This is a genomic window from Actinokineospora bangkokensis, assembly GCF_001940455.1.
In the GTDB taxonomy this organism is placed as follows: Bacteria; Actinomycetota; Actinomycetes; order Mycobacteriales; family Pseudonocardiaceae; genus Actinokineospora; species Actinokineospora bangkokensis.
The window spans coordinates 493,777-512,894 of record NZ_MKQR01000026.1 but is presented as its reverse complement, the minus strand read 5'-3'; the positions used below and the strand labels follow the sequence as shown (position 1 = coordinate 512,894).

Below are 19,118 nucleotides of genomic sequence, written 5' to 3'. Positions count from 1 at the left end.
GGAGACCGGTACCGGTCCGGTGAGCACTGGACTGTTCGGCCCGCACGGGGCACGGTGGGGTGGATGAGTCAAGAAGGCGGACCGGAGCGCACGCAGCGCACCGTGGCCGAGCTGCTCGCCCAGCACGGGGGCGGCTCGGTCGAAGGCGCGCCCAGGAGGCGGCGGCGCAGGGCCGAGGACCCCTCGGACACCGCGCCGCAGGCCATCATCGACCGCGTCATGTCCGACAGCGGCAAGATGCTGCCGATCCGCGACGACCAGGGCCCGCACGAGCGCGCCTCGCACCGGCCGCGGCGGGCCGACCGCCAGCAGCCGCCGCCCGAGCAGCGCCCCGAGCCCCCGCGCCCGGCCGAGCCGCAGGGCCCCGACCGCGGCAGGCAGCAGCCCTCGCAGCAGCTGCCGAGACCCGCGCAGCCCCCGCAGGCCCCACCGCCCGCGCAGCACCCGCAGCCCTCCCAGCAGCTGCCCCGACCGCCGCAGGCCCCCCAGCCGTCCCAGCAGCTGCCCCGCCCCGGCGCCCCCGAGCAGCAGGGCCCGCCGCCGCGCAGGCGCACGCTGCCCCCGCCGGGGGAGGCGCCGGAGGCGCGCCGCCAGCCGCCGGTGCGCGGTCGCACCGGTGACGCGGGCCTGGCGACGGGCCGCTTCGAGCAGGTGCGCCAGGAACCGGCGCGCGCGGGCCTGGAGCCCGGTGCGGCGCCCCGGCGCGAGCAGCGCCGCGATACCCGGATGGAGGGCACCCGCCCGGACCTGCCGGACGTGGCGGCCCAGCAGGCGACCCCGGAGCTGCCGCGCAGGCCGCGCCGCCAGGACGGCCCGCCGCGCGAGGCGCCGCCGCCGCCCCCGCAGCCACCCCAGCCGGAACCGATGACCGAGCAGCTGCCCCCGGTGCGCGACGAGGCCGGGCGGGCGCGCCGCGGTGCCCCGCTGCTGCCCCGGCGCGCCCCGGGCACGTCCCGGCGCCCCGCGGCCCCCGGCCAGCAGCCCTCGCAGTCGCTGCCGGTGCGCGGCGCCCCGGGTGAGTTCCCCGGCAGCGCCGACGAGACCGCGGTGCAGCAGGACCCGCCTACGGAGTTCCACGAGAAGGTCGAGGGCTTCGACGACAAGGCCGCGGCCCGCTTCGACGACTACGAGGCGCACGACGACTACTCCGGCGAGCGCGTGGCCGAGCCGCGCGGGCGCGCCGCGACCGCCGACCGGCCCTCCGGCGACTTCGACGTCAGCAGGCTCGACGGCGACAGGCTCGACGGTGACGACCTCGACGAGGACGTCGACCGCGACGACCTCGACGACGACCGGGCGGGCGACGAGCCGGACCTCGACGAGCTGGAGGACCTGGCCCCCGACGGCGACGAGGACGACCGGGAGACCTCCCCGGCGCGCGAGTGGCTGGTCATGGGCGGGCAGCTCGCGCTCGGCGTGGTCGGCGGCGCCGCGGTGTGGCTGGGCTTCAACTGGCTGTGGCGGGTGCTCGCCCCGGCCGCCCTGGTCGGCGCGGTGGTGGTGATCGTGGGCCTGGTGCTCATCGTCCGCAAGATCCGCAAGGCCGAGGACCTGCAGACCACGGTGCTGGCCGTGCTGGTCGGCCTGGTGGTGACCGTCTCGCCCGCGGTCCTGCTGCTGCTCGGGCGGTGACCGCGGTCCCGGTCGGGCTCTCGACCGCCTCGGTGTGGCCGCAGACCGCCGCGACGGCGTTCGCCTACGCGGGCGAGCTGGGCTACGACGGCGTCGAGGTGATGGTCTGGGCCGACCCGCTGAGCCAGAGCCCGGCGGAGCTGCGCAGGCGCTCGCGGTCGACGGGGGTGCCGGTGCTGGCCGTGCACGCCCCCTGCCTGCTGATCACCCAGCGGGTGTGGTCGCCGGACCCGCACGTGCGGCTGCGCCGGGCGGTGGCCGCCGCGCAGGAGCTGGAGGCGGCGACGGTGGTGGTGCACCCGCCGTTCCGCTGGCAGCGCCGCTACGCCGACGCCTTCCCGGACCTGGTGGCCGAGCTGGAGGACGGCAGCGGGGTCGCGGTGGCGGTGGAGAACATGTTCCCGGTGCGCCGGGGGTTGGGCGCGGGCCGCGCGGTGGAGGTCTCGGCGTTCCGCCCGTCGATCGACCCCACCGACGGCGGCCACCGGCACTTCACCCTGGACCTGTCGCACGCCTCCGCGGCCGGGGTCGACGCGCTGGAGCTGGCCGACCGGATGGGCCGGGGCCTGCACCACGTGCACCTGGCCGACGGCACGGGCCTGCCCAAGGACGAGCACCTGGTGCCGGGCCGGGGCGACCAGCCGTGCGGGGCGCTGCTGGAGTCGCTGGCGGGCCGCGGGTTCACCGGGCAGGTGGTGCTGGAGGTCAACACCCGGCACGCGCGCGGCCCCGGCGAGCGCAAGCGCGAGCTGGAGGAGTCGCTGCTGTTCGCCCGGTTGCACCTGGACCAGTGACCGGGTGACCGGTCGGCCGGTGCGGTGGGCCCCGAGTCCGTAGTGTCGGGGCGCGTGAACCCACTCCGCTCGCTCATCCTCGCCGCCGCGCGCAGCGCCACCACGCGGCGCGTCGTGGCCGGTGCCCCGGTCAGCCGGGACGTGGTGCGCCGGTTCGTGGCGGGCGAGACCGTCGAGGAGGCCGTCGCCGCGACCCGGCGCCTGGTCGACGCGGGCCTGTCGGTGACCCTGGACCACCTGGGCGAGGACACCAGCGACGCCGCCCAGGCCGCCGCGACCGCCGACGCCTACCTGCGCCTGCTCGACGCCCTGGGCCCGTTGACCGCGGGCGCGGAGGTGTCGGTGAAGCTCTCGGCGGTGGGCCAGGCCGTCGACGAGCAGCTGGCCCTGGAGCAGGCGGCGCGCATCTGCTCGGCGGCCAGGGACGCGGGCACGACGGTGACCCTCGACATGGAGGACCACACCACCACCGACTCGACGCTGCGCGTGCTGGCCGAGCTGCGCGGGACCTACCCGTGGGTGGGCGCGGTGCTCCAGTCGTACCTGCGCCGCACGCTCGACGACGTGGCCGCGCTGTCCGGGCCGGGGTCGCGCGTGCGGTTGTGCAAGGGCGCCTACGCCGAGCCGGAGGCGGTGGCTTTCCAGTCCGCGGCGGAGGTGGACAAGAACTACGTGCGCTGCGTGAACGCCCTGCTCGCCGGGGAGGGGTTGCCCCTGTTCGCCACCCACGACCCGCGGCTGGTGCGGATCATCGGGGAGCGCGCGGTCGCCCACGGCCGCGCCCCCGGCGAGTACGAGCACCAGATGCTGTACGGCATCCGGCCCGAGGAGCAGCTGCGCCTGGCCGCCGACGGCCACACCGTCCGCGTCTACGTCCCGTACGGCGCCCAGTGGTACGGCTACCTGATGCGCAGGCTGGCCGAGCGCCCGGCGAACACGGCCTTCTTCGCCCGCGCCCTGCTCTCCCGCGGCTGACCGTGGCGGGGCGGGAGATCGGCGGGCCCGGGCGTGGCAGGCTGTGCGCATGAGTAGCGCTGCTGGGCACGGCGACGTGCGCGCGGGGGGTGGCCCGGTGCCCCCGCAGCCCGGTGCCTTCGCCGCCGCGGTCCGGGTCCGCCCGCTCGGTGACGGCACCTTCACCGCGGACCTGCCCGCGGCCTGGACGGTCGGCGGCCGCCCGCACGGCGGCTTCCTGATGGCCCTGCTGGCCAGGGCGGCCGTGGCGGCCCAGGCGGGGTCGGGCACCCCCCTGGTCGACCCGGTGGCCGTCAGCGCGCAGTTCCTGCGCCCCCCGGGCGTCGGCCCCGTCCTGCTGCGCACCGACGTCCGCAAGAACGGCCGCCGCACCGCCGTCGTCTCCGTCCACTTGGAACAGAGCGGTCGAAGCTGCGTCGAGGGCGTGGTCACCACCGGCCGCCTCCCCCGCGAGCGCGCCGCCTGGACCGACCTGCCCAACCAGCCCCCCGAACCCCCCGGCAACGCCATCGACCTGGCCGCCACCCCCTCCGCCGCGGTGTTCAAGCTCACCGAGTCCTGCGACGTCCGCCTGGACCCCAACGGCGCGGGCTTCCTCCACGGCCACGTCGGCGACCCCCTGCGCCTGCGCCTGTGGGCCCGCCCCCGCGGCGAGCACCCCGACCCCCTCTTCACCCTCGTCGCGGGCGACATCTCCATGCCCGTCACCTTCAACCTCGGCCGCCTCGGCTGGTCCCCCACGGTCCAGATGACCGCCCACCTCCGCAGCAGGCCCGCCCCCGGCTGGCTGCGCATCCAGGTCGAGAGCAAAGCCGTCCACGGCATGTGGTTCGACGCCGACGCCACCGTCGTCGACTCCACCGGCAGGCTCGTGTGCCAGGCCCGCCAACTGGCCCTCTCCGCCATCAACCAGGGCTAGCCCCCTCCACCCAACCGGACCACCCACCCAAGCCCCCGCGTGTCCGGAGCCCCGCGCAGCGGAGCCCCGGAGGACCTGGTCGGCTGAACTGGGCCGGATGGTGGATAGCCTGGCGGGCATGACTGAGGCGAAGCGGCCCGTTGTCGGGGTTTTCGGGGCGGGCAAGATCGGGGAGGCGCTGCTGTCGGGGCTGCTCTCCGGGGGGCGCGACGCCGGGGAGTTGGTGTTCACGGAGCGGTCGGCGGAGCGGGCGGCGCAGCTGACCTCCGAGTACGGGATCGCCTCGGCCGACGTGCCGACCGCTGCCCGGACGGCGGACGTGCTGGTGGTGGCCGTCAAGCCGCAGGACATCGAGCCGTTGCTCGACGAGCTGGCGGGGGTGGTGACGCCGGACAAGCTGGTGGTGTCGCTGTGCGCGGGGCTGCCGACGGCGCTGTTCGAGCGGAGGCTGGCCGAGGGCGTGCCGGTGGTGCGGGTCATGCCGAACACGCCGATGGTGGTCGGCCAGGCGATGAGCGCGTTGTCCGCGGGTGCCCACGCGAGCCCGGATCACCTGGACCTCGTCTCCGAGGTGCTGGGCGTGGTGGGCAAGGTCGTGGTGGTGCCGGAGTCGCAGCAGGACGCGGTGACGGCGCTGTCGGGGTCGGGTCCGGCGTACTTCTTCTACCTGGTCGAGGCCATGATCGACGCGGGCATCCTGCTGGGCCTGCCGCGCGCGGTGGCCCAGGACCTCATCGTGCAGTCGGCGGTCGGCGCGGCGACGATGCTCGCCCAGGGCGGCAACCACCCGGTGACCCTGCGCGAGGCCGTCACCTCGCCCGCGGGCACGACGATCATGGCCATCCGGGAGCTGGAGAAGCACGGCGTGCGGGCCGCGCTCATCGCCGCGATCGAGGCCGCCCGCGACCGCTCGCAACAGCTCGGCGCGGCCCACGAGCAGGGCTGACCCGGGCGGGGGCGGAATTTCCCCCCGCTGTTCGTCGCACCAGTCACACCAGTCCCGCTACGCTCGACCGAAGCACGTGCGTGTCGATACCGCCGGTGGGGAAGCCGGCGGCGCGACGCGTGTGGAGGTTGCGGTGATCATGGCTGGTTCCAAGCGTGACGACCCGGTGGCGCTGCCGCAGGTGCAGTTCCTCACGGTGGCCGAGGTGGCCGCGGTGATGCGGGTCTCGAAGATGACGGTGTACCGGCTGGTGCACGGCGGTGAGCTGCCCGCGGTGCGGGTGGGCAAGTCGTTCCGGGTGCCGGAGAAGGCGGTGCACGAGTACCTGCAGAACGCCTACTTCGACGCGGGCTGACCCACCTCGGCGGGGCGATCGGACCACCGGGTACTCTGGTCAGCCGTTGTGCCTGGTGTCTTGGCGCGCGTCCTGCGACGTCGCAGCACCGGAGCGCCGGACACCCCGTACGACTACGGAACGGAGCTGAGGTCCCCTATGGGCTCGGTCATCAAGAAGCGCCGCAAGCGCATGTCGAAGAAGAAGCACCGCAAGCTGCTGCGCAAGACCCGCGTCCAGCGGCGCAAGCTCAAGAAGTAGGGCTTCCGCGACACCTGGCAGGGCGGCTTGTGCGCACGTGCGCACAAGCCGCCCTGCGTCGTCTCCCGGCCCGCCCGGACAACGCGTGTGACCTGCGTTAACTCTCGGTTGCCTCGATTCGCGCCGCGCCGGGACCCGCGTACAGTCGAGCGGGCAGCGCCTCACCCCACTAGGGAAGCCCATGACGCCGAAGGTCGTTCTGGTCACCGGTGTGGGCGGCTACCTCGGCGGCCACCTGGCCGCCCGGCTCGCGGCCGACCCCGCCATCGAGCGAGTGCTGGGCGTGGACACCGTCCCCCCGCACCGCGACGTCGTGCGCACGATGGGCCGGGCGGAGTTCGTCCGCGCGGACATCCGCAACCCGCTCATCGCCAAGGTCATCACCTCCGCCGACGTGGACACGGTGGTGCACGCCTCGCTCACCGCGGTGCCCCCGGGCCCGAGCCGCCGCTCGGCGCTCAAGGAGATGAACGTCATCGGCACCATGCAGCTGCTGGCGGCCTGCCAGCGGGCGCCCTCGGTGCGCAAGCTGGTGGTGAAGTCGACGGCGGCGGTGTACGGCGCCGGTGCCCGCTCGCCCGCGGTGTTCACCGAGGAGGACACCCCCAAGGACCTCTCCTCCACCGGTCCGGCCCGCGACGCGGTCGAGGTGGAGCAGTACGTGCGCGGGTTCGCCCGCAGGCGCCCGGACGTCGAGGTCACCCTGATCCGGTTGACCAACCTGATCGGCCCCCGGGTCGACACGGTGCTCACCCGCTACTTCGCGCTGCCGGTGGTGCCCACCGTGCTCGGCTACGACGCCCGCATCCAGCTGCTGCACTCCGAGGACGCGCTGGCCGTGCTGGAGCAGGCGGCGCTGCGCGAGGGCGGCGGGGTGTTCAACGCCGGTGGTGACGGGGTGCTGATGTTGTCGCAGGCGATCCGCCGGGCGGGGCGGCTCCAGCTGCCGATGCCCGCCGCGGCCATGCCCACCGCGGGCAGGCTGCTGCGCGGGGCGCGGCTGGTCGACTTCAACCCCGACCACGTCGCCTTCCTCAACTACGGCCGGGTGGTGGACACGACCCGGCTGCGCACGGTGTTCGGGTTCACCCCGCGGTGGACCACCCGGCAGGCGTTCGACGACTACGTGCACGGCAGCGCGCTGCGGCCCATCCTGGACCCGGCGCCGCTGAAGGCCCTGGAGCGGCGGTTGCTGGGGGTGGGGTCGTGAGACCGGAGCGAGCGGAGGCGGAGGCGAGGATGCAGGAGGCACGGGTCATCCCGCTGCAGCGGTCGGACCGGCACCGCCGGGTGCCGCCGTCGCCGGACGGGCCCGCGGTGGAGCCGGTGCCGCTGCGCCCGGGTGGGCGGCCCGCGCCGGAGGTCGACGGCCTGCGCCGCGGCCTGGCCGACGCGCTGGCCTTCGCCCGCCGCAGGCTCACCGGCGACTACCCGGTGGACCGGTTCGGCTTCGACCCCGAGCTGACCGAGGCCCTGCTGCTGCCGCCGCTGCGCGCGCTGTACCGCAAGTGGTTCCGGGTCGAGGTCAGCGGGGTGGAGAACCTGCCGCTGGAGGGCGGGGCGCTGATCGTGTCCAACCACTCCGGCACGTTGCCGATCGACTCGGTGATGGCGGCCGTGGCGGTGCACGACAACCACCCGCGCTCGCGCTACCTGCGGATGCTCGGCGCCGACCTGGTGTTCCAGGTGCCGCTGCTGGGCGCGCTGGCCCGCAAGTCCGGGCAGACCCTGGCCTGCAACCCCGACGCCGAGCAGCTGCTGCGCTCGGGCGAGCTGGTGGGGGTGTGGCCGGAGGGCTTCAAGGGCATCGGCAAGCCGTTCTCCGAGCGCTACAAGCTCCAGCGCTTCGGCCGGGGCGGGTTCGTCACCGCGGCGCTGAAGACGGGCGTGCCGATCATCCCGTGCTCGATCGTGGGCGCCGAGGAGATCTACCCGAAGATCGCCGACCTCAAGCCGCTGGCCCGGCTGTTCGGCCTGCCGTACTTCCCGGTGACGCCGACGTTCCCGCTGCTGGGCCCGCTGGGGGCGATCCCGCTGCCGTCGAAGTGGCACATCAAGTTCGGCGCGCCGATCCCCACCGACGGCTACGACGCCGACGCCCAGGACGACCCGATGCTGGTGTTCAACCTGACCGACCAGGTGCGGGAGAACATCCAGCAGACCCTCTACCGGATGCTCACCCAGCGCGGGAACCCGTTCCTGGGCTGAGCGGGTCGGGCTGGGCAGGCCGGGCTGAGCGGGCCGGGCCGGGGGCAGGACGGGTCAGGCGGGCGCCAGCCGGTAGCGGGTGAGGCCGCGGATCACGACCGTCCGGCGCCAGCGGGCCCGCCCGCGCGGGCGCAGCTCGGGCAGCCGCTCGGCCAGGGCGGTGAGCGCGACCTCGCCCTCCAGCCGGGCCAGCGGGGCGCCCAGGCAGTAGTGGATGCCCGCGGAGAACGACAGGTGCTCGCCCGCGTTCTCCCGGGACAGGGTGAACCGGTCGGGGTCGGTGAACACCTCCGGGTCCCGGTTCGCCCCGCCGATCAGGCAGATGACCATGCTGTCGGGGCGGATGCGCCGCCCGGCCAGCTCCACGGGCTCGTGCGGGAAGCGCTGGGTGAGCTGCACCGGGGACTGGTAGCGCAGCACCTCGTCGACGGCCCGGCCCGCCAGCGCCGGGTCGGCGCGCAGCGCGGCCCACTCGGCGGGGTGCGCGGCGAAGGTGTGCACGGCGTTGCCGATGAGGTTGGACGTGGTCTCGAAGCCCGCGATGAGCAGCAGCTCGCAGGTGGTGATCAGCTCCCGCTCGGTCAGCTCGCCGCGGCCGAGCGCGCCGACCAGGGTGCTGATGACGTCCGGGCCGGGTGAGCGCTCGCGCTCGGGGATGAGGCCCTGGAAGAGGGTTTCCAGGGCCGTGGTGGCCTCGCGCAGGTTGCGCGCGTCGGACAGCGAGCGGACGCCGTCGAGGGAGGCGCCCAGGGCGCGGCCGTAGCGCAGGAAGCTGCCGTCGTCGCCGGGGGGCAGCCCGAGCAGGTCGCTGATCACGGCGATGGGCAGCGGGACGGCGAAGTCCGCGATGAGGTCGAACTCGGGCTTGGCCAGGGCCGCGTCGAGCAGCCGGTGCGTGGTGGCGGTGACCGACTCGCGGTACCCGGCGATCTTGCCCGCGCCGAAGGCGGGCTGGGCGAGGCGGCGCAACCGGGTGTGGTCGGGCGGGTCCAGCTCCAGGAACGTGGGGCCGACCTCGACCGCGCCGGGCAGCGGCGAGTGGGCGACGGGTTCGGGGCCGCTGAGGTCGGTGGTGCGCACGCCGAAGCGGCGGTCGCGCAGCACCGAGGCGACCAGGGCGTGCGAGCCGACGGTGAGCGCGCCGACTCGGCTGCGGGTGACCCCGCGCATCTTGGCGTACTGGGCGTACGGGTCGCGCCGCGATGCGCCGGAGACCACCCGGGCCAGCGGGTCGCCCGCGAGGGCGACGCCGCCGAGGAGCGCGCGCATGAGTCCCAGCCGGGCGCCGAGCGCCACCTCGTGCCGCAGTGCCATGCCGCCAGCCTAGGCAGCCGGGGCACCGCGGACCAGGGACGTGGCACCGGTGCGCCCCGCGGCGGCGACCGGGTGCCGGGCGCGGGGAATTGGTGAGCGGGTGCGGTCGTGTGGGTTTTCTTTGTTTCAGCCTCCGGTACCGGTCACCCGATGGGCGAACGGTTTGCCTGGTGCGGGGTTGTTCCCTATGGTGCAACAGCGGTCCGGGAGTCGAGTGCCAGTCGTTGTCCGCCCCGCCGGGTGCGCCCACAGCGTAGATTTCCCGCATTGGCGCGCAGGCGCCATTTCGGGGGTGGAAAGGGAAGACGTGCCCGGTCAGAGGAAGAACCCGCAGGCGCGCGACCGCACGATCGGCGCGCAGTTGAAGGCCGTCCGCACCCAGCAGACCACGCTGAGCCTGGAGGACGCGGCGAAGGCGATCGGGTGGTCGGCGGCGACGCTGAGCCGGACGGAGAACGGCAAGCGGACGATCACCAGCGAGGACGTGGCGGTGGTGCTGACCACCTACGGCGTGCCGGTCGAGCAGCGCGAGGAGCTGATCCAGAGCGCCCGCACGGGTGTGCAGGACGGCTGGTGGTCGCGGTTGCTCCCGGGCGTGCCGCCGGACATCGGCACCCTGGCCAGCCACGAGGCATCGGCAAAGGCGATCACCGACTGGTCGTTCAGCTTCATTCCTGGGCTGCTGCAAACCGAGAAGTACGCGATCGGCCTGATGGTCGACGACGGCGTCGAGCCGGACGAGGCCAAGCTGCGCTGGCTGGCCCGCGAGCGGCGACAGGAAGTGCTTCCCAAGCTGGAGTACACGGCTTTTCTGCACGAAACGGCGCTGCGGATGCCTTTCGGCGGCGTCGACGCATTCCGGGAGCAGTTGGCCCACTTGGTGCGCGCATCGGAATTGGGGCGCGCCGTCCGCATTGTGCCGGGGCGTGCGCCGCACCGACTTCTGCTCCACCCGTGGCTGCTGCTGCACTTCGCCGAGGCGCTGCCCATTCTCTACGTCGAGTTGTACGGGAGCAGCGTCTATCTGCACGAGGATGAGGTGCTCAGCTATGAGAACATGCGATCGACGCTCGATCGCATGGCACTCTCGACTGCGGACTCCCGCGCGGCGATCGAGCGCCTACTAGGGAGGTTGTGATCGTGGAGTGGCGCAAGTCTTCTCGTTCGGGCAGCACCGGCAACTGTGTTGAGCTGCGGCAGGACCTCGCGGCTGTTCGGGACAGCAAGCGCCCCGGTGTCGAGCTGCCGGTGTCGCGCGACGCCGTGCGCGAGCTGATCACCCGCCTGGCGCGCTGAGCGTCAGATGATGCGCTTGCGGTGGGCCAGGCCCGCCGCCACGGCCCCCGCGAGCGCGCCCGCCCCCAGCACCGACGGCACGCCGATCCTGGCCGCCTTGCGGCCGGTGCGGAAGTCGCGGATCTCCCACCCGCGCTTGCGCGCGGTCTCCCGCAGGCCGCCGTCGGGGTTCACCGCCACCGCCGTGCCCACCACCGACAGCATCGGCACGTCGTTCGAGGAGTCCGAGTACGCCGTGCACCGGCGCAGGTCCAGGCCCTCCCTGGCCGCCAGCGCCCGCACCGCGTGCGCCTTGGCCGGGCCGTGCAGCATCTCGCCCACCAGCTTGCCGGTGAACACCCCGTCCACGCTCTCGGCCACCGTGCCCAGCGCCCCGGTCAGCCCCAGCCGCCGGGCGATGATCGTCGCCAGCTCCACCGGCGTCGCCGTCACCAGCCACACCCGCTGCCCGGCGTCGAGGTGCATCTGCGCCAGCGCGCGGGTGCCCGGCCAGATCTTGTCGGCCATCAGCTCGTCGTAGATCTCCTCGCCCAGCGAGGTCAGCTCGGCCACGGTGTGCCCGGCCACGAACGACAGCGCCTGCTCGCGGCTGCTGCGGATGCCGTCGGCGGTCTCCTTGCCGCCCACCCGGAACATCACCTGCTGGGCGGCGAACTTCACCAGGTCGGAGTTGGTGAAGAACTTCCGCGCGGCCAAGCCCCTGGCGAAGTGGAAGATCGACGCGCCCATCATCACCGTGTTGTCCACGTCGAAGAACGCGGCGGCGGTCAGGTCCGGCGGCGCGGACGGGGTGGTCAGCGAGTCCGGGGTGGCCGCCTCGATGGCGACCGCCGCCTCCGCGCTCGCCTCACCGGCGACCTTGGCCAGCCGCCGCCGCTCCCGCTCGGGGTCCTGCTCCCCACGCCCCAGGGCCACCGCGAACCTCCCGTCCGATTGGGCCTCTCCCGCCCCAGCCTAGCGCCGAACGGGTCAGCCGATCCGATCAGCCGATCTCGAGGCCGGGCAGGCCCAGCACGGGCGGCACGGCGATCGTCGGCAGGGGGAGGGGCAGCGGCACGGTGAGCGTCGGCGCCGCCGGGGGCGCGGTCGTCCCCGGCGGCGTGGTGCTGGGCAGGCCCGGCAAGCCCGGCAGCCCCGGCAGCCCGGGTGCCACCGTGGTCGGCCCGCCCGGCGGGGTCGTGGTCACCTCCGGCGCCTGCGTCCCACCACCGGTCCCGGGCTGCTGCCCGGTGCCGGGGGCGGGCGCCGGGGAACCGGTGATGTCGCCGCCGGTGGTGGTCTGCCCGGTGCCCGGGATCGTGCCCGCCTGCGACGACGGCGGCAGCACCGCGCCCGGCCGCAGCGCGCACACCGCGCTCGCGGGCAGCGGCCCGATCTCGTCCTGGGCGCCCGAGGTGACCTCGTAGCAGGGCAGCCGCTGCGCCAGCGCCACCGCCCTGTCCTGCACGTTGTCCAGCAGGTTCGCCGTGGTCGCGGCCCGGTAGGCCGCCGCGGTGGGCAGCCGGTCGCGCACCGCGGCCAGCCGCGAGCCCTGCTGCGCCGCCCACCCGCGCAGCACCTCCAGCTGCCCGCCGTCGCCGGTGGTGGCCACGGCCAGCAGCTGCCGGGTGCCCGCGGTGGTGTCGGAGTCGAAGTCCGACAGCGCGGTGAGGTAGTCGGCCACCGGGGCGTCGGCCGGGTCCGGGTGGCGCTGGGTCAGCGTCTCGATCTCGCCCACCCGCGCCGTGGCGAACTCCAGGTGCTTGAACGCCTTGTCCTCGTCGCCGAAGGTCAGGCCCAGCGACGCGGCCTCGCCGGTGCGCTTGATCCCGTACAGCGGGTCGCCCGGCAGCGCGTCGCGCGCCAGCAGCAGGCTCATCCCGCCGAGGGTGAACACCGTCAGCAGCACCACCACGGCGGCCACCGCGAAGCGGCCCCGCACACCGTGGCCCACGGCTCTCGGGGACTCCCCGGGGCGGGTCCCGCCCGGCGCGCGGGACGCGGGCGACCGGCGGGACCGGGGCGCCCGGCCCGCCCCCGGCGAGCGCGGTGTCGGCGACGGCCGCGGCCGGTCGGCCACCACCGCCTCCCGCGCGCCCACCAGCACCCGGTCGCGCATGCGCTCGCGGGCGGCGTCGTCCGGGCCGGTCAGCGACCGCAGCCCGACGAGCCCGCCGACGACCGCGCGGTCGCCCTCGGTCAGCTCGTCGGGGAACTCCTCCGCCAGCTCCGCGAGCAGCGCGGCGAGGTCGGGGTGCGCCGCAGCAGGGCGCGCGCCCGGCGCCCGCCCACCGCGGGGGTTCGACGACCCCGTTCCGTTCTCCACGTCCCGCTCCGGTTCCCCGTTGGATCTTGACCGGTCAAACGACCGCTTGGCCCCGCGGTTACGGCACCGCCGCCGCGCGTCGCGCGGCATCCACCCGGTTGGCGTACCGCGCGCGGCCCCTCGGGTGGTTCATCGCAGCTCGGTGGGCAGCAGTTGCGCGAGCCTGCGCACAGCGCGGTGCTGCAACGCCTTCACCGCGCCCTCGTTCCGCTTCATGATCGCCGCCGTCTCGGCCACCGACAACCCCTGCAGGAACCGCAGCACGATGCACTCCCGCTGGTCCTCCCCGAGCTGGTCGACGCAGCTGAGCAGCGCGTCCCGGGTCACCCGCGACATCACCTGCTGCTCGGGGCCCGCCTCGTCGCGCTCGGAGTCGCGGAACTCCGGGGTGCTCACCTCCAGCCGGTAGCGGGAGGACTTCACGTGGTCGAGCACCAGGTTCCTGGCGATGGTCACGAACCAGGCGCCCACGTCGCGGCCCTGGTAGGTCACCGAGGTGATGCGGCGCAGCGCGCGCAGGAAGGTCTCGCTGGTGACGTCCTCGGCCAGCTCCCGGTCGCCCACCCGGAACAGCACGTACCGGTACACCACGTCCACGTACCGGTCGTAGAGCCTGCCGAAGGCCACGGTGTCCCCGGCCTGCGCGGCGTGCACCAGCTCCCACGACTCGCGGTGCGCCTCGTCGGCGGTGAAGTCCGCCACCGGCTCACCGGCCCCCTCGGGCGCGCTCGACGGCCCGGTCGGCTCGGGGGCCGGTCGGGCGTGCGGCACGGCCGCGGCGGCCGCGTCGGTGCGCGTCGGACGGGTCATCGGGCAGCCGCACACTCCCTCGACAGTCCCAGCGGGCTGGTCCACACGTTGGGGATCCGTTAGAGCTTACGTCTCGTTACTTCGTGGTAGGTGACAAGTCTTCGGGTCGTGACTGGGTGACCGGATGGGGTGAACCCCGTCTGCTGGTGACCGGGGCCACCCTGCGAAAGACTGGACCCGCCCCGATCCCGCGACGAGAGGTCCGCCCCGATGGCAGTGCCGCCCTCCCGATCCCTCGCTGACCTGGTCACCACGGCCGCCGCGAACGTACCGGGCCACCTCGCGCTGGTCGAGGCCCGCACCGGTGCGACCCTCGACTGGCGCTCCCTGGACGCCGCCAGCACCGCCTACGCCCGCGTCCTGCGTGACCAGGGTGTGACCCCCGGTGACCGTGTGGTGCTGGTACTACCCAATGGGGTGAAGTTCGTCGTCGCCCTCTTCGGCGTCCTCCGCGCGGGCGGGGTGGCCGTGCCGGTCAACCCCGACTCCGCCGCCCCCGAGGTCGCCAGGGTCGTCGAGCACAGCGGCGCCGCCCTCGTCCTCGGCACCGACCTCCCCGGCGCCACCACCCTGCCCGACCCGGTGCCCGACGCCCCGGCGGGCGAGCCGCTGCCCCCCGCCGCGGGCGGCGAGGACCTGGCGCTGCTCTGCTACACCTCCGGCACCGCGGGCGTGCCGCGCGGGGTGATGCTGTCGCACCGCGCCCTGCTGGCCAACGCCGAGCAGTGCGCCGCCCTGCGCCCGGCCCCGGTCACCCCCACCGACCGCGTCCTGCTGGCCGTGCCGCTCTCGCACGCCTACGGCCTCTCCGCCCTCTGGCAGGTCGCCGCCGCGGGCGCCACCGGCGTCCTGCTCGACCGGTTCTCCGTCGACGCGGCCCTGGCCACCTGCCAGGACCGCCGGGTCACCACCGTCGTCGGCGTGCCCACCATGTTCCAGGCGTTCACCGCCGCCGGGGCCGAGCGGCTGGGCGAGGCCCTGTCCACCGTCCGCCTCGCCACCTCCGGCGCCGCCCCGCTGGACCCGCGCACCCTCGCCGAGTTCCGCCGCGAGACCGGCCTGTCCATCTACGAGGGCTACGGCCTCACCGAGACCGGCCCCGTCCTCACCTCCACCCTGGTCAGCGGGGTCGCCAAGCCCGGCTCGGTCGGCAAGGCCCTGCCCGGGGTCGAGGTCCGCCTGGTCGACACCGACGGCAGCACCCTGGAGGTCGTCCCCGACGAGGACGAGGTCACCTACGTCGAGTCCGAGTCCGAGACCGGCCTGGTCGCCGCCCGCGGCCCCAACCTGTTCAGCGGCTACTGGCCCGACGGCGCCCACGGCCCCGACGCCCACGGCTGGTTCCGCACCGGCGACGTCGGCTACCTCGACACCGAGGGCGACCTGCACCTGGTCGACCGCGCCAACGACCTGATCATCGTCAACGGCTTCAACGTCTACCCGCACGAGGTCGAGCACGTGGTCAAGCGGCTCCCGGGCGTCGCCGACGCCGCCGCGGTGGGCGTGCCGGACGACCGGGCGGGCGAGCGCGTGAAGCTGGTGGTCGTGCGCGGCACCGAGGCGTCGCTGGGGGAGTCGGAGGTGCTGGCGCACTGCGGGGCGAACCTGGCCCGGTTCAAGGTGCCCGCGGTGGTGGAGTTCGTCGACTCGCTGCCGCTGTCGGTGACCGGCAAGGTGCGGCGGGCCGGGCTGCGGGGAGTGCGGTAGCCGGTCGCCCGTGCCCCCGGCGGTAGCGTCGGGGGCATGGGTCAGAGGGTGACGGTGGTGACGCGGCAGGGGTGCCACGCCTGCGAGCAGGCCGAGGCCGACGTGGCGCGGATCTGCGGCGACCTGGGCGTCGGGTGGGGCACCGAGGACGTCGACGGCGACGCCGAGCTGCGGGTGGAGTTCGGCGACCGGGTGCCGGTGATCCTGGTCGACGGCGAGGAGCACGGCTTCTGGCGGGTGGACGAGCCCAGGCTGCGCGCGGCGCTGACCTGAGCCACCCTCACCTGACCGGGTGGTTCCGGGAGCCATCCGACCGGACACCGGTGTCGAATACCCCACATGGAAACCACACCCCGGCTGCGCCTGCCGATCGCAGCCCTCATCGGCGTGCTGGCAGTGGCCTCGGCCCTGGCGGCCGGGCACCTGGTGGCCGGGTTCGTCGGGACGAGCGCGTCGCCGTTCCTGGCCGTGGGCAACGCGGCGATCGACCTGACGCCCGAGTGGCTCAAGGAGTTCGCCGTCCGCAACTTCGGCACCCACGACAAGCTCGTGCTGCTGATCGGCATGGCGGTGACGCTGTTCCTCATCGCCGTGGTGGCCGGGCTGCTGTCCCGCCGCACGCCGGTGCCCGGCATGGTGATCGCCGGGGTGTTCGGCGTGGTGGGGATCGTGGCCGTGCTCAACCGGCCCGACACCGCGCAGCTGTCCGTCCTGGCCCCGATCGCCAGCCTCCTCGCCGGCGTCGGCGTCTTCAAGTGGCTGCACGGGATCGCGGCCAAGCGGGCCGCCGGTGAGGCGGGCGAGGGCATGTCCCGCCGCAAGTTCCTGTACTCCTCCGCCGGGGTCGCCGTGGGCGCGGGCCTGTTCGGCGGGGCAGGCCAGCTGCTCTCCGGCAGCAAGGACATCGAGGCGTCCCGGGCGGCCATCGGCCAGCTGCGCCCCAAGGTGCCCGCCCCGCCCATCCCCGCGGGCGCGGACTTCCACGCCATCGGCGCGCCGACCTTCCTCACGCCCAACAAGGACTTCTACCGCATCGACACCGCCTTCACCCTGCCCCGCGTGCTCGCCGAGGAGTGGCAGCTGCGCATCCACGGCAAGGTCGACCGCGAGCAGATCATCCGCTTCGACGACATCCGCCGCCGCGACCTGATCGAGAAGACGATCACCATGACCTGCGTGTCCAACGAGGTCGGCGGCCCGTACGTCTCGACGGCGAACTTCATCGGCGTCCCCCTGCGCGACCTGCTCATGCAGGCGGGCATCCAGGACCAGGCCGACCAGGTCTTCTCCACCAGCGCCGACGGCTGGACCACCGCCACCCCCGTCGCCGACCTGCTCGACGAGGAGCGCGGCGCGATGCTCGCCATCGGCATGAACGGCGAGGCCCTCCCCCTGGAGCACGGCTTCCCCGCCCGCGTCGTCGTCCCCGGCCTCTACGGCTACGCCTCCGCGATCAAGTGGGTCACCGACATGGAGCTGATCGCCAAGGGCTCCCGCACCTTCTACTGGCAGGACCGCGGCTGGGCCGAGGAAGCCCCCATCAAGCTCCAGTCCCGCATCGACGCCCCCGGCCCCTTCGCCAGCTTCCCCCCCGGCAAGGTCCAGGTCGCGGGCATCGCCTGGGCCCAGACCACCGGCATCAGCAAGGTCGAGGTCCGCGTCGACGGCGGCCCCTGGCAGGAGGCCGAACTCGCCACCGAGGTCAACATCAACACCTGGCGCCAGTGGCGCTCCGAGTTCGACCTCACCAGCGGCAACCACCGCGTCGAGGTCCGCGCCACCGACAAGGCGGGCAACACCCAGACCCAGGACCGGGTCCCCCCCATCCCCGACGGCGCCACCGGCTGGCACTCCATCGCCTTCTCCGTGAGCTGACCCCCGGCCCGGCCCGGCCGACCACCCGGTTTGGCCGGCCGCCCGGCCCGGCCGGGCCGACCTGGCCGACACCCGGCTGGCTGGCCGCCCGGCCTGTCCGACCTGGCCGACCGCCCGGCCAGCCTGTCCGATCACTCGGCCGGCCGACCGGCCTGCCTGGCTGCCCCGCCCTGCCTGGCCTCCCCGCCCTGCCCTGCCTGGCCGACCCGCTCGGCCCGGCTCGGCCCGGCCGAGCCCAGCCCGGCCCAGCCCAGCCCGGCTCGGCCCGGCCGATCACCCGGCCCGGCTCGGCCCGGCTCGGCCCGGCTCGGCCCGGCCCGGCCCGGCTCGGCTCGGCCCGGCTCGGCCCGGCTCGGCCCGGCCCAGCCGATCACCCGGCTCGGCCCAGCCCAGCCCAGCCCAGCCCAGCCCAGCCCGGCCCAGCCCGGCTCGGCTCGGCTCGGCCAGCCGGCCTGTCCGATCACTCGGCCCGCCCGGCCCGGCCGACCAGCCTGGCTGCCCCGCCCGGCCCGGCCCGGCCGATCACTCGGCTCAGCTGGCCAGCCCGGCCCGGGGCCAATTGGCCGCCCTGCCTGGCTGGCCGCTCGACTTGGCCGACCGCCCGGGCTTGTCGCCCGGCTTGGCGGGCTGCCCGGCCTGGTGGTCGCCCGGCCCGGTCGGCTTCGGTCGGGCGGGGACCGCAAGGTCCGAGCCCGACCACCACCGCCCTCTCTCCCAGCACCCTGGGCCCCGGGATCCAGCCCCCGAGGCCCCGGGCCTTGCGCGCCCGGCGCCCCTCCCGCCCCGCCTCGCCCGCCCGCCGCCTGACCCGCCTCGCGTCGCCCCGCCTGCCTCGCGCCGTCTCGCGTCGCCCGCGCCGCCTCGCGCCTCGCGCGGCGCCGCCGCGCCTGCCGACTCGCGCCCTCTCGCCGCGCCGTCCACCTTGCGCCGCCGCCTCGCTTCGCGCGGCACCGCCGCCTCCCTTCACCGCCGCGCCGCCTCTTCGCCGCCTTATCGCCGCCGCGCTGCCAGAGGCCGCGGCGCCGCCGCCGCGGCCTCTTCGCGGCCTTGCCGCCGCGCCGCTGCTGCGTCGCCGTCGTCGCCGTCGTCGCCGCTGCCGCGCTGCCGCTTCGCCGCGCTGCCGCTTCGCCGCGCTGCCGCTTCGCCGCGCTGCCGCTGCCTATTCGCGGCCTTGGCGCCGCCGCGCCGTTGCGTCGCCGTCGCCGTTGCGTCGCCGCCGCTGCCTATTCGCGGCCTTAGCGCCGCCGCGGCGTTGCTGCTGCTGCCGCTGCTGCCGCGGCGCTGCCGCTTCTGCCGCTGCCTATTCGCGGCCTTGCCGCCGCGCCGCTGCTGCGACGGCGCCATCGCCGCTGCCGCGCCGCCGCTTTGCCGCGATGCCGCGTCGCTGCCGCTGCCTATTCGCGGCCTTGGCGCCGCCGCGTCGCTGCTGCGGTTTCTTCGCGGCCTTGCCGCCGCGCCGCCGCCGCCGCTGCCGCGCCGCCGCGCTGCTGCTGCCGCCTCTTCGCGGCCTCGCCGCCGGTCTGTCAGCCCGCGCAGGGCCGCCCGCGTCTCGCCTCCGCGCTTCGGCGCGCCCAGCTGCCTCGGCATCCCCGTACCCCGCCCCGAACGCCCCAGCGCTCGCTCCGCAGCGCCCCGGCATCCCAGCACCCGGCGCTCTCGCGCCCTCGGCGCTCCGGCATCCCACTTCGGGCTCGGCGCCTTGCGGCCCGCAACCCCGCGCACCCTGAGCCCGCCACCCCGCG

At 75.1% G+C, this 19,118-nt stretch carries 19 protein-coding genes; 14 read left to right on the top strand and 5 right to left on the bottom strand.

Going from position 1 to position 19,118, the window contains the following annotated elements:
• The first annotated feature begins 63 nt into the window (after positions 1–63).
• From BJP25_RS34355 to BJP25_RS25015, 9 genes are all read left to right on the top strand, one after another.
• Positions 64–1,632: a hypothetical protein gene (locus BJP25_RS34355; RefSeq protein WP_158075715.1), complete on the top strand. Its 1,569-nt coding sequence runs from the start codon at positions 64–66 to the stop codon at positions 1,630–1,632.
• Entirely contained in the window at positions 1,629–2,426 is a 798-nt protein-coding gene (locus tag BJP25_RS25050) for a sugar phosphate isomerase/epimerase family protein (RefSeq protein ID WP_075977427.1), read from the top strand. The genes BJP25_RS34355 and BJP25_RS25050 overlap by 4 nt, the downstream gene beginning before the upstream one ends.
• Positions 2,427–2,480: 54 nt before the next feature.
• Positions 2,481–3,401, top strand: a complete 921-nt coding sequence (locus BJP25_RS25045) for a proline dehydrogenase family protein (RefSeq protein WP_075977426.1) — start codon at positions 2,481–2,483, stop codon at positions 3,399–3,401.
• A 49-nt stretch (positions 3,402–3,450) separates the two neighbouring features.
• The gene (locus tag BJP25_RS25040) at positions 3,451–4,320 is read left to right on the top strand and encodes a thioesterase family protein (RefSeq protein ID WP_075977425.1); all 870 of its coding nucleotides are present in this window, start codon (positions 3,451–3,453) and stop codon (positions 4,318–4,320) included.
• 118 nt (positions 4,321–4,438) lie between these two features.
• A complete protein-coding gene (gene proC / locus BJP25_RS25035) occupies positions 4,439–5,266 on the top strand; it encodes a pyrroline-5-carboxylate reductase (protein ID WP_075977424.1) in 828 nt (275 codons plus the stop codon).
• 139 nt (positions 5,267–5,405) lie between these two features.
• Entirely contained in the window at positions 5,406–5,621 is a 216-nt protein-coding gene (locus BJP25_RS25030) for a helix-turn-helix domain-containing protein (RefSeq protein ID WP_075977821.1), read from the top strand.
• Between the two features lie 138 nt (positions 5,622–5,759).
• The gene (locus BJP25_RS25025; protein WP_018684825.1) at positions 5,760–5,861 is read left to right on the top strand and encodes a 30S ribosomal protein bS22; all 102 of its coding nucleotides are present in this window, start codon (positions 5,760–5,762) and stop codon (positions 5,859–5,861) included.
• 181 nt (positions 5,862–6,042) lie between these two features.
• On the top strand, positions 6,043–7,071 hold the full coding sequence (locus tag BJP25_RS25020; RefSeq protein WP_075977423.1) for an NAD-dependent epimerase/dehydratase family protein: 1,029 nt from the start codon (positions 6,043–6,045) through the stop codon (positions 7,069–7,071).
• Positions 7,072–7,100: 29 nt separating this feature from the next.
• Positions 7,101–8,069, top strand: coding sequence for a lysophospholipid acyltransferase family protein (locus tag BJP25_RS25015; protein ID WP_075977422.1), 969 nt, complete (start codon positions 7,101–7,103; stop codon positions 8,067–8,069).
• Positions 8,070–8,123: 54 nt separating this feature from the next.
• Here BJP25_RS25015 and BJP25_RS25010 read toward each other — a convergent pair whose 3' ends face one another.
• On the bottom strand, positions 8,124–9,383 hold the full coding sequence (locus tag BJP25_RS25010; RefSeq protein ID WP_075977421.1) for a cytochrome P450: 1,260 nt from the start codon (positions 9,381–9,383) through the stop codon (positions 8,124–8,126).
• A 292-nt stretch (positions 9,384–9,675) separates the two neighbouring features.
• Between BJP25_RS25010 and BJP25_RS25005 the strand changes: the two genes are divergently transcribed.
• Together BJP25_RS25005 and BJP25_RS25000 are read left to right on the top strand one after the other, a co-directional pair.
• Positions 9,676–10,521 carry a helix-turn-helix domain-containing protein gene (locus BJP25_RS25005; protein WP_158075714.1) on the top strand — a complete coding sequence of 282 codons (846 nt, stop codon included), beginning with the start codon at positions 9,676–9,678 and terminating at the stop codon, positions 10,519–10,521.
• A gap of 2 nt (positions 10,522–10,523) precedes the next feature.
• Positions 10,524–10,679 carry a DUF397 domain-containing protein gene (locus tag BJP25_RS25000; protein WP_233158240.1) on the top strand — a complete coding sequence of 52 codons (156 nt, stop codon included), beginning with the start codon at positions 10,524–10,526 and terminating at the stop codon, positions 10,677–10,679.
• Between the two features lie 3 nt (positions 10,680–10,682).
• Here the strand turns inward: BJP25_RS25000 and BJP25_RS24995 are convergent, their stop codons facing one another.
• The 3 genes from BJP25_RS24995 to BJP25_RS24985 form a co-directional block, all read right to left on the bottom strand.
• Complete coding sequence (locus BJP25_RS24995) at positions 10,683–11,594, bottom strand: HAD family hydrolase (protein WP_075977418.1); 912 nt, start codon at positions 11,592–11,594, stop codon at positions 10,683–10,685.
• Between the two features lie 67 nt (positions 11,595–11,661).
• Positions 11,662–12,984, bottom strand: a complete 1,323-nt coding sequence (locus tag BJP25_RS24990; RefSeq protein ID WP_075977417.1) for a DUF5667 domain-containing protein — start codon at positions 12,982–12,984, stop codon at positions 11,662–11,664.
• A gap of 129 nt (positions 12,985–13,113) precedes the next feature.
• Complete coding sequence (locus BJP25_RS24985; RefSeq protein WP_075977416.1) at positions 13,114–13,794, bottom strand: sigma-70 family RNA polymerase sigma factor; 681 nt, start codon at positions 13,792–13,794, stop codon at positions 13,114–13,116.
• Positions 13,795–14,004: 210 nt separating this feature from the next.
• Between BJP25_RS24985 and BJP25_RS24980 the strand changes: the two genes are divergently transcribed.
• The 3 genes from BJP25_RS24980 (at position 14,005) to BJP25_RS24970 (ending at position 17,376) form a co-directional block, all read left to right on the top strand.
• Entirely contained in the window at positions 14,005–15,501 is a 1,497-nt protein-coding gene (locus tag BJP25_RS24980; protein WP_075977415.1) for an AMP-binding protein, read from the top strand.
• Between the two features lie 36 nt (positions 15,502–15,537).
• On the top strand, positions 15,538–15,774 hold the full coding sequence (locus BJP25_RS24975) for a glutaredoxin family protein (RefSeq protein WP_075977414.1): 237 nt from the start codon (positions 15,538–15,540) through the stop codon (positions 15,772–15,774).
• Between the two features lie 66 nt (positions 15,775–15,840).
• Positions 15,841–17,376 (top strand): molybdopterin-dependent oxidoreductase, encoded by a 1,536-nt coding sequence (locus BJP25_RS24970; protein ID WP_075977413.1) that lies wholly within the window; start codon positions 15,841–15,843, stop codon positions 17,374–17,376.
• A 990-nt stretch (positions 17,377–18,366) separates the two neighbouring features.
• Here BJP25_RS24970 and BJP25_RS33690 read toward each other — a convergent pair.
• A complete protein-coding gene (locus BJP25_RS33690; protein ID WP_143219287.1) occupies positions 18,367–18,963 on the bottom strand; it encodes a hypothetical protein in 597 nt (198 codons plus the stop codon).
• Positions 18,964–19,118: the final 155 nt, after the last annotated feature.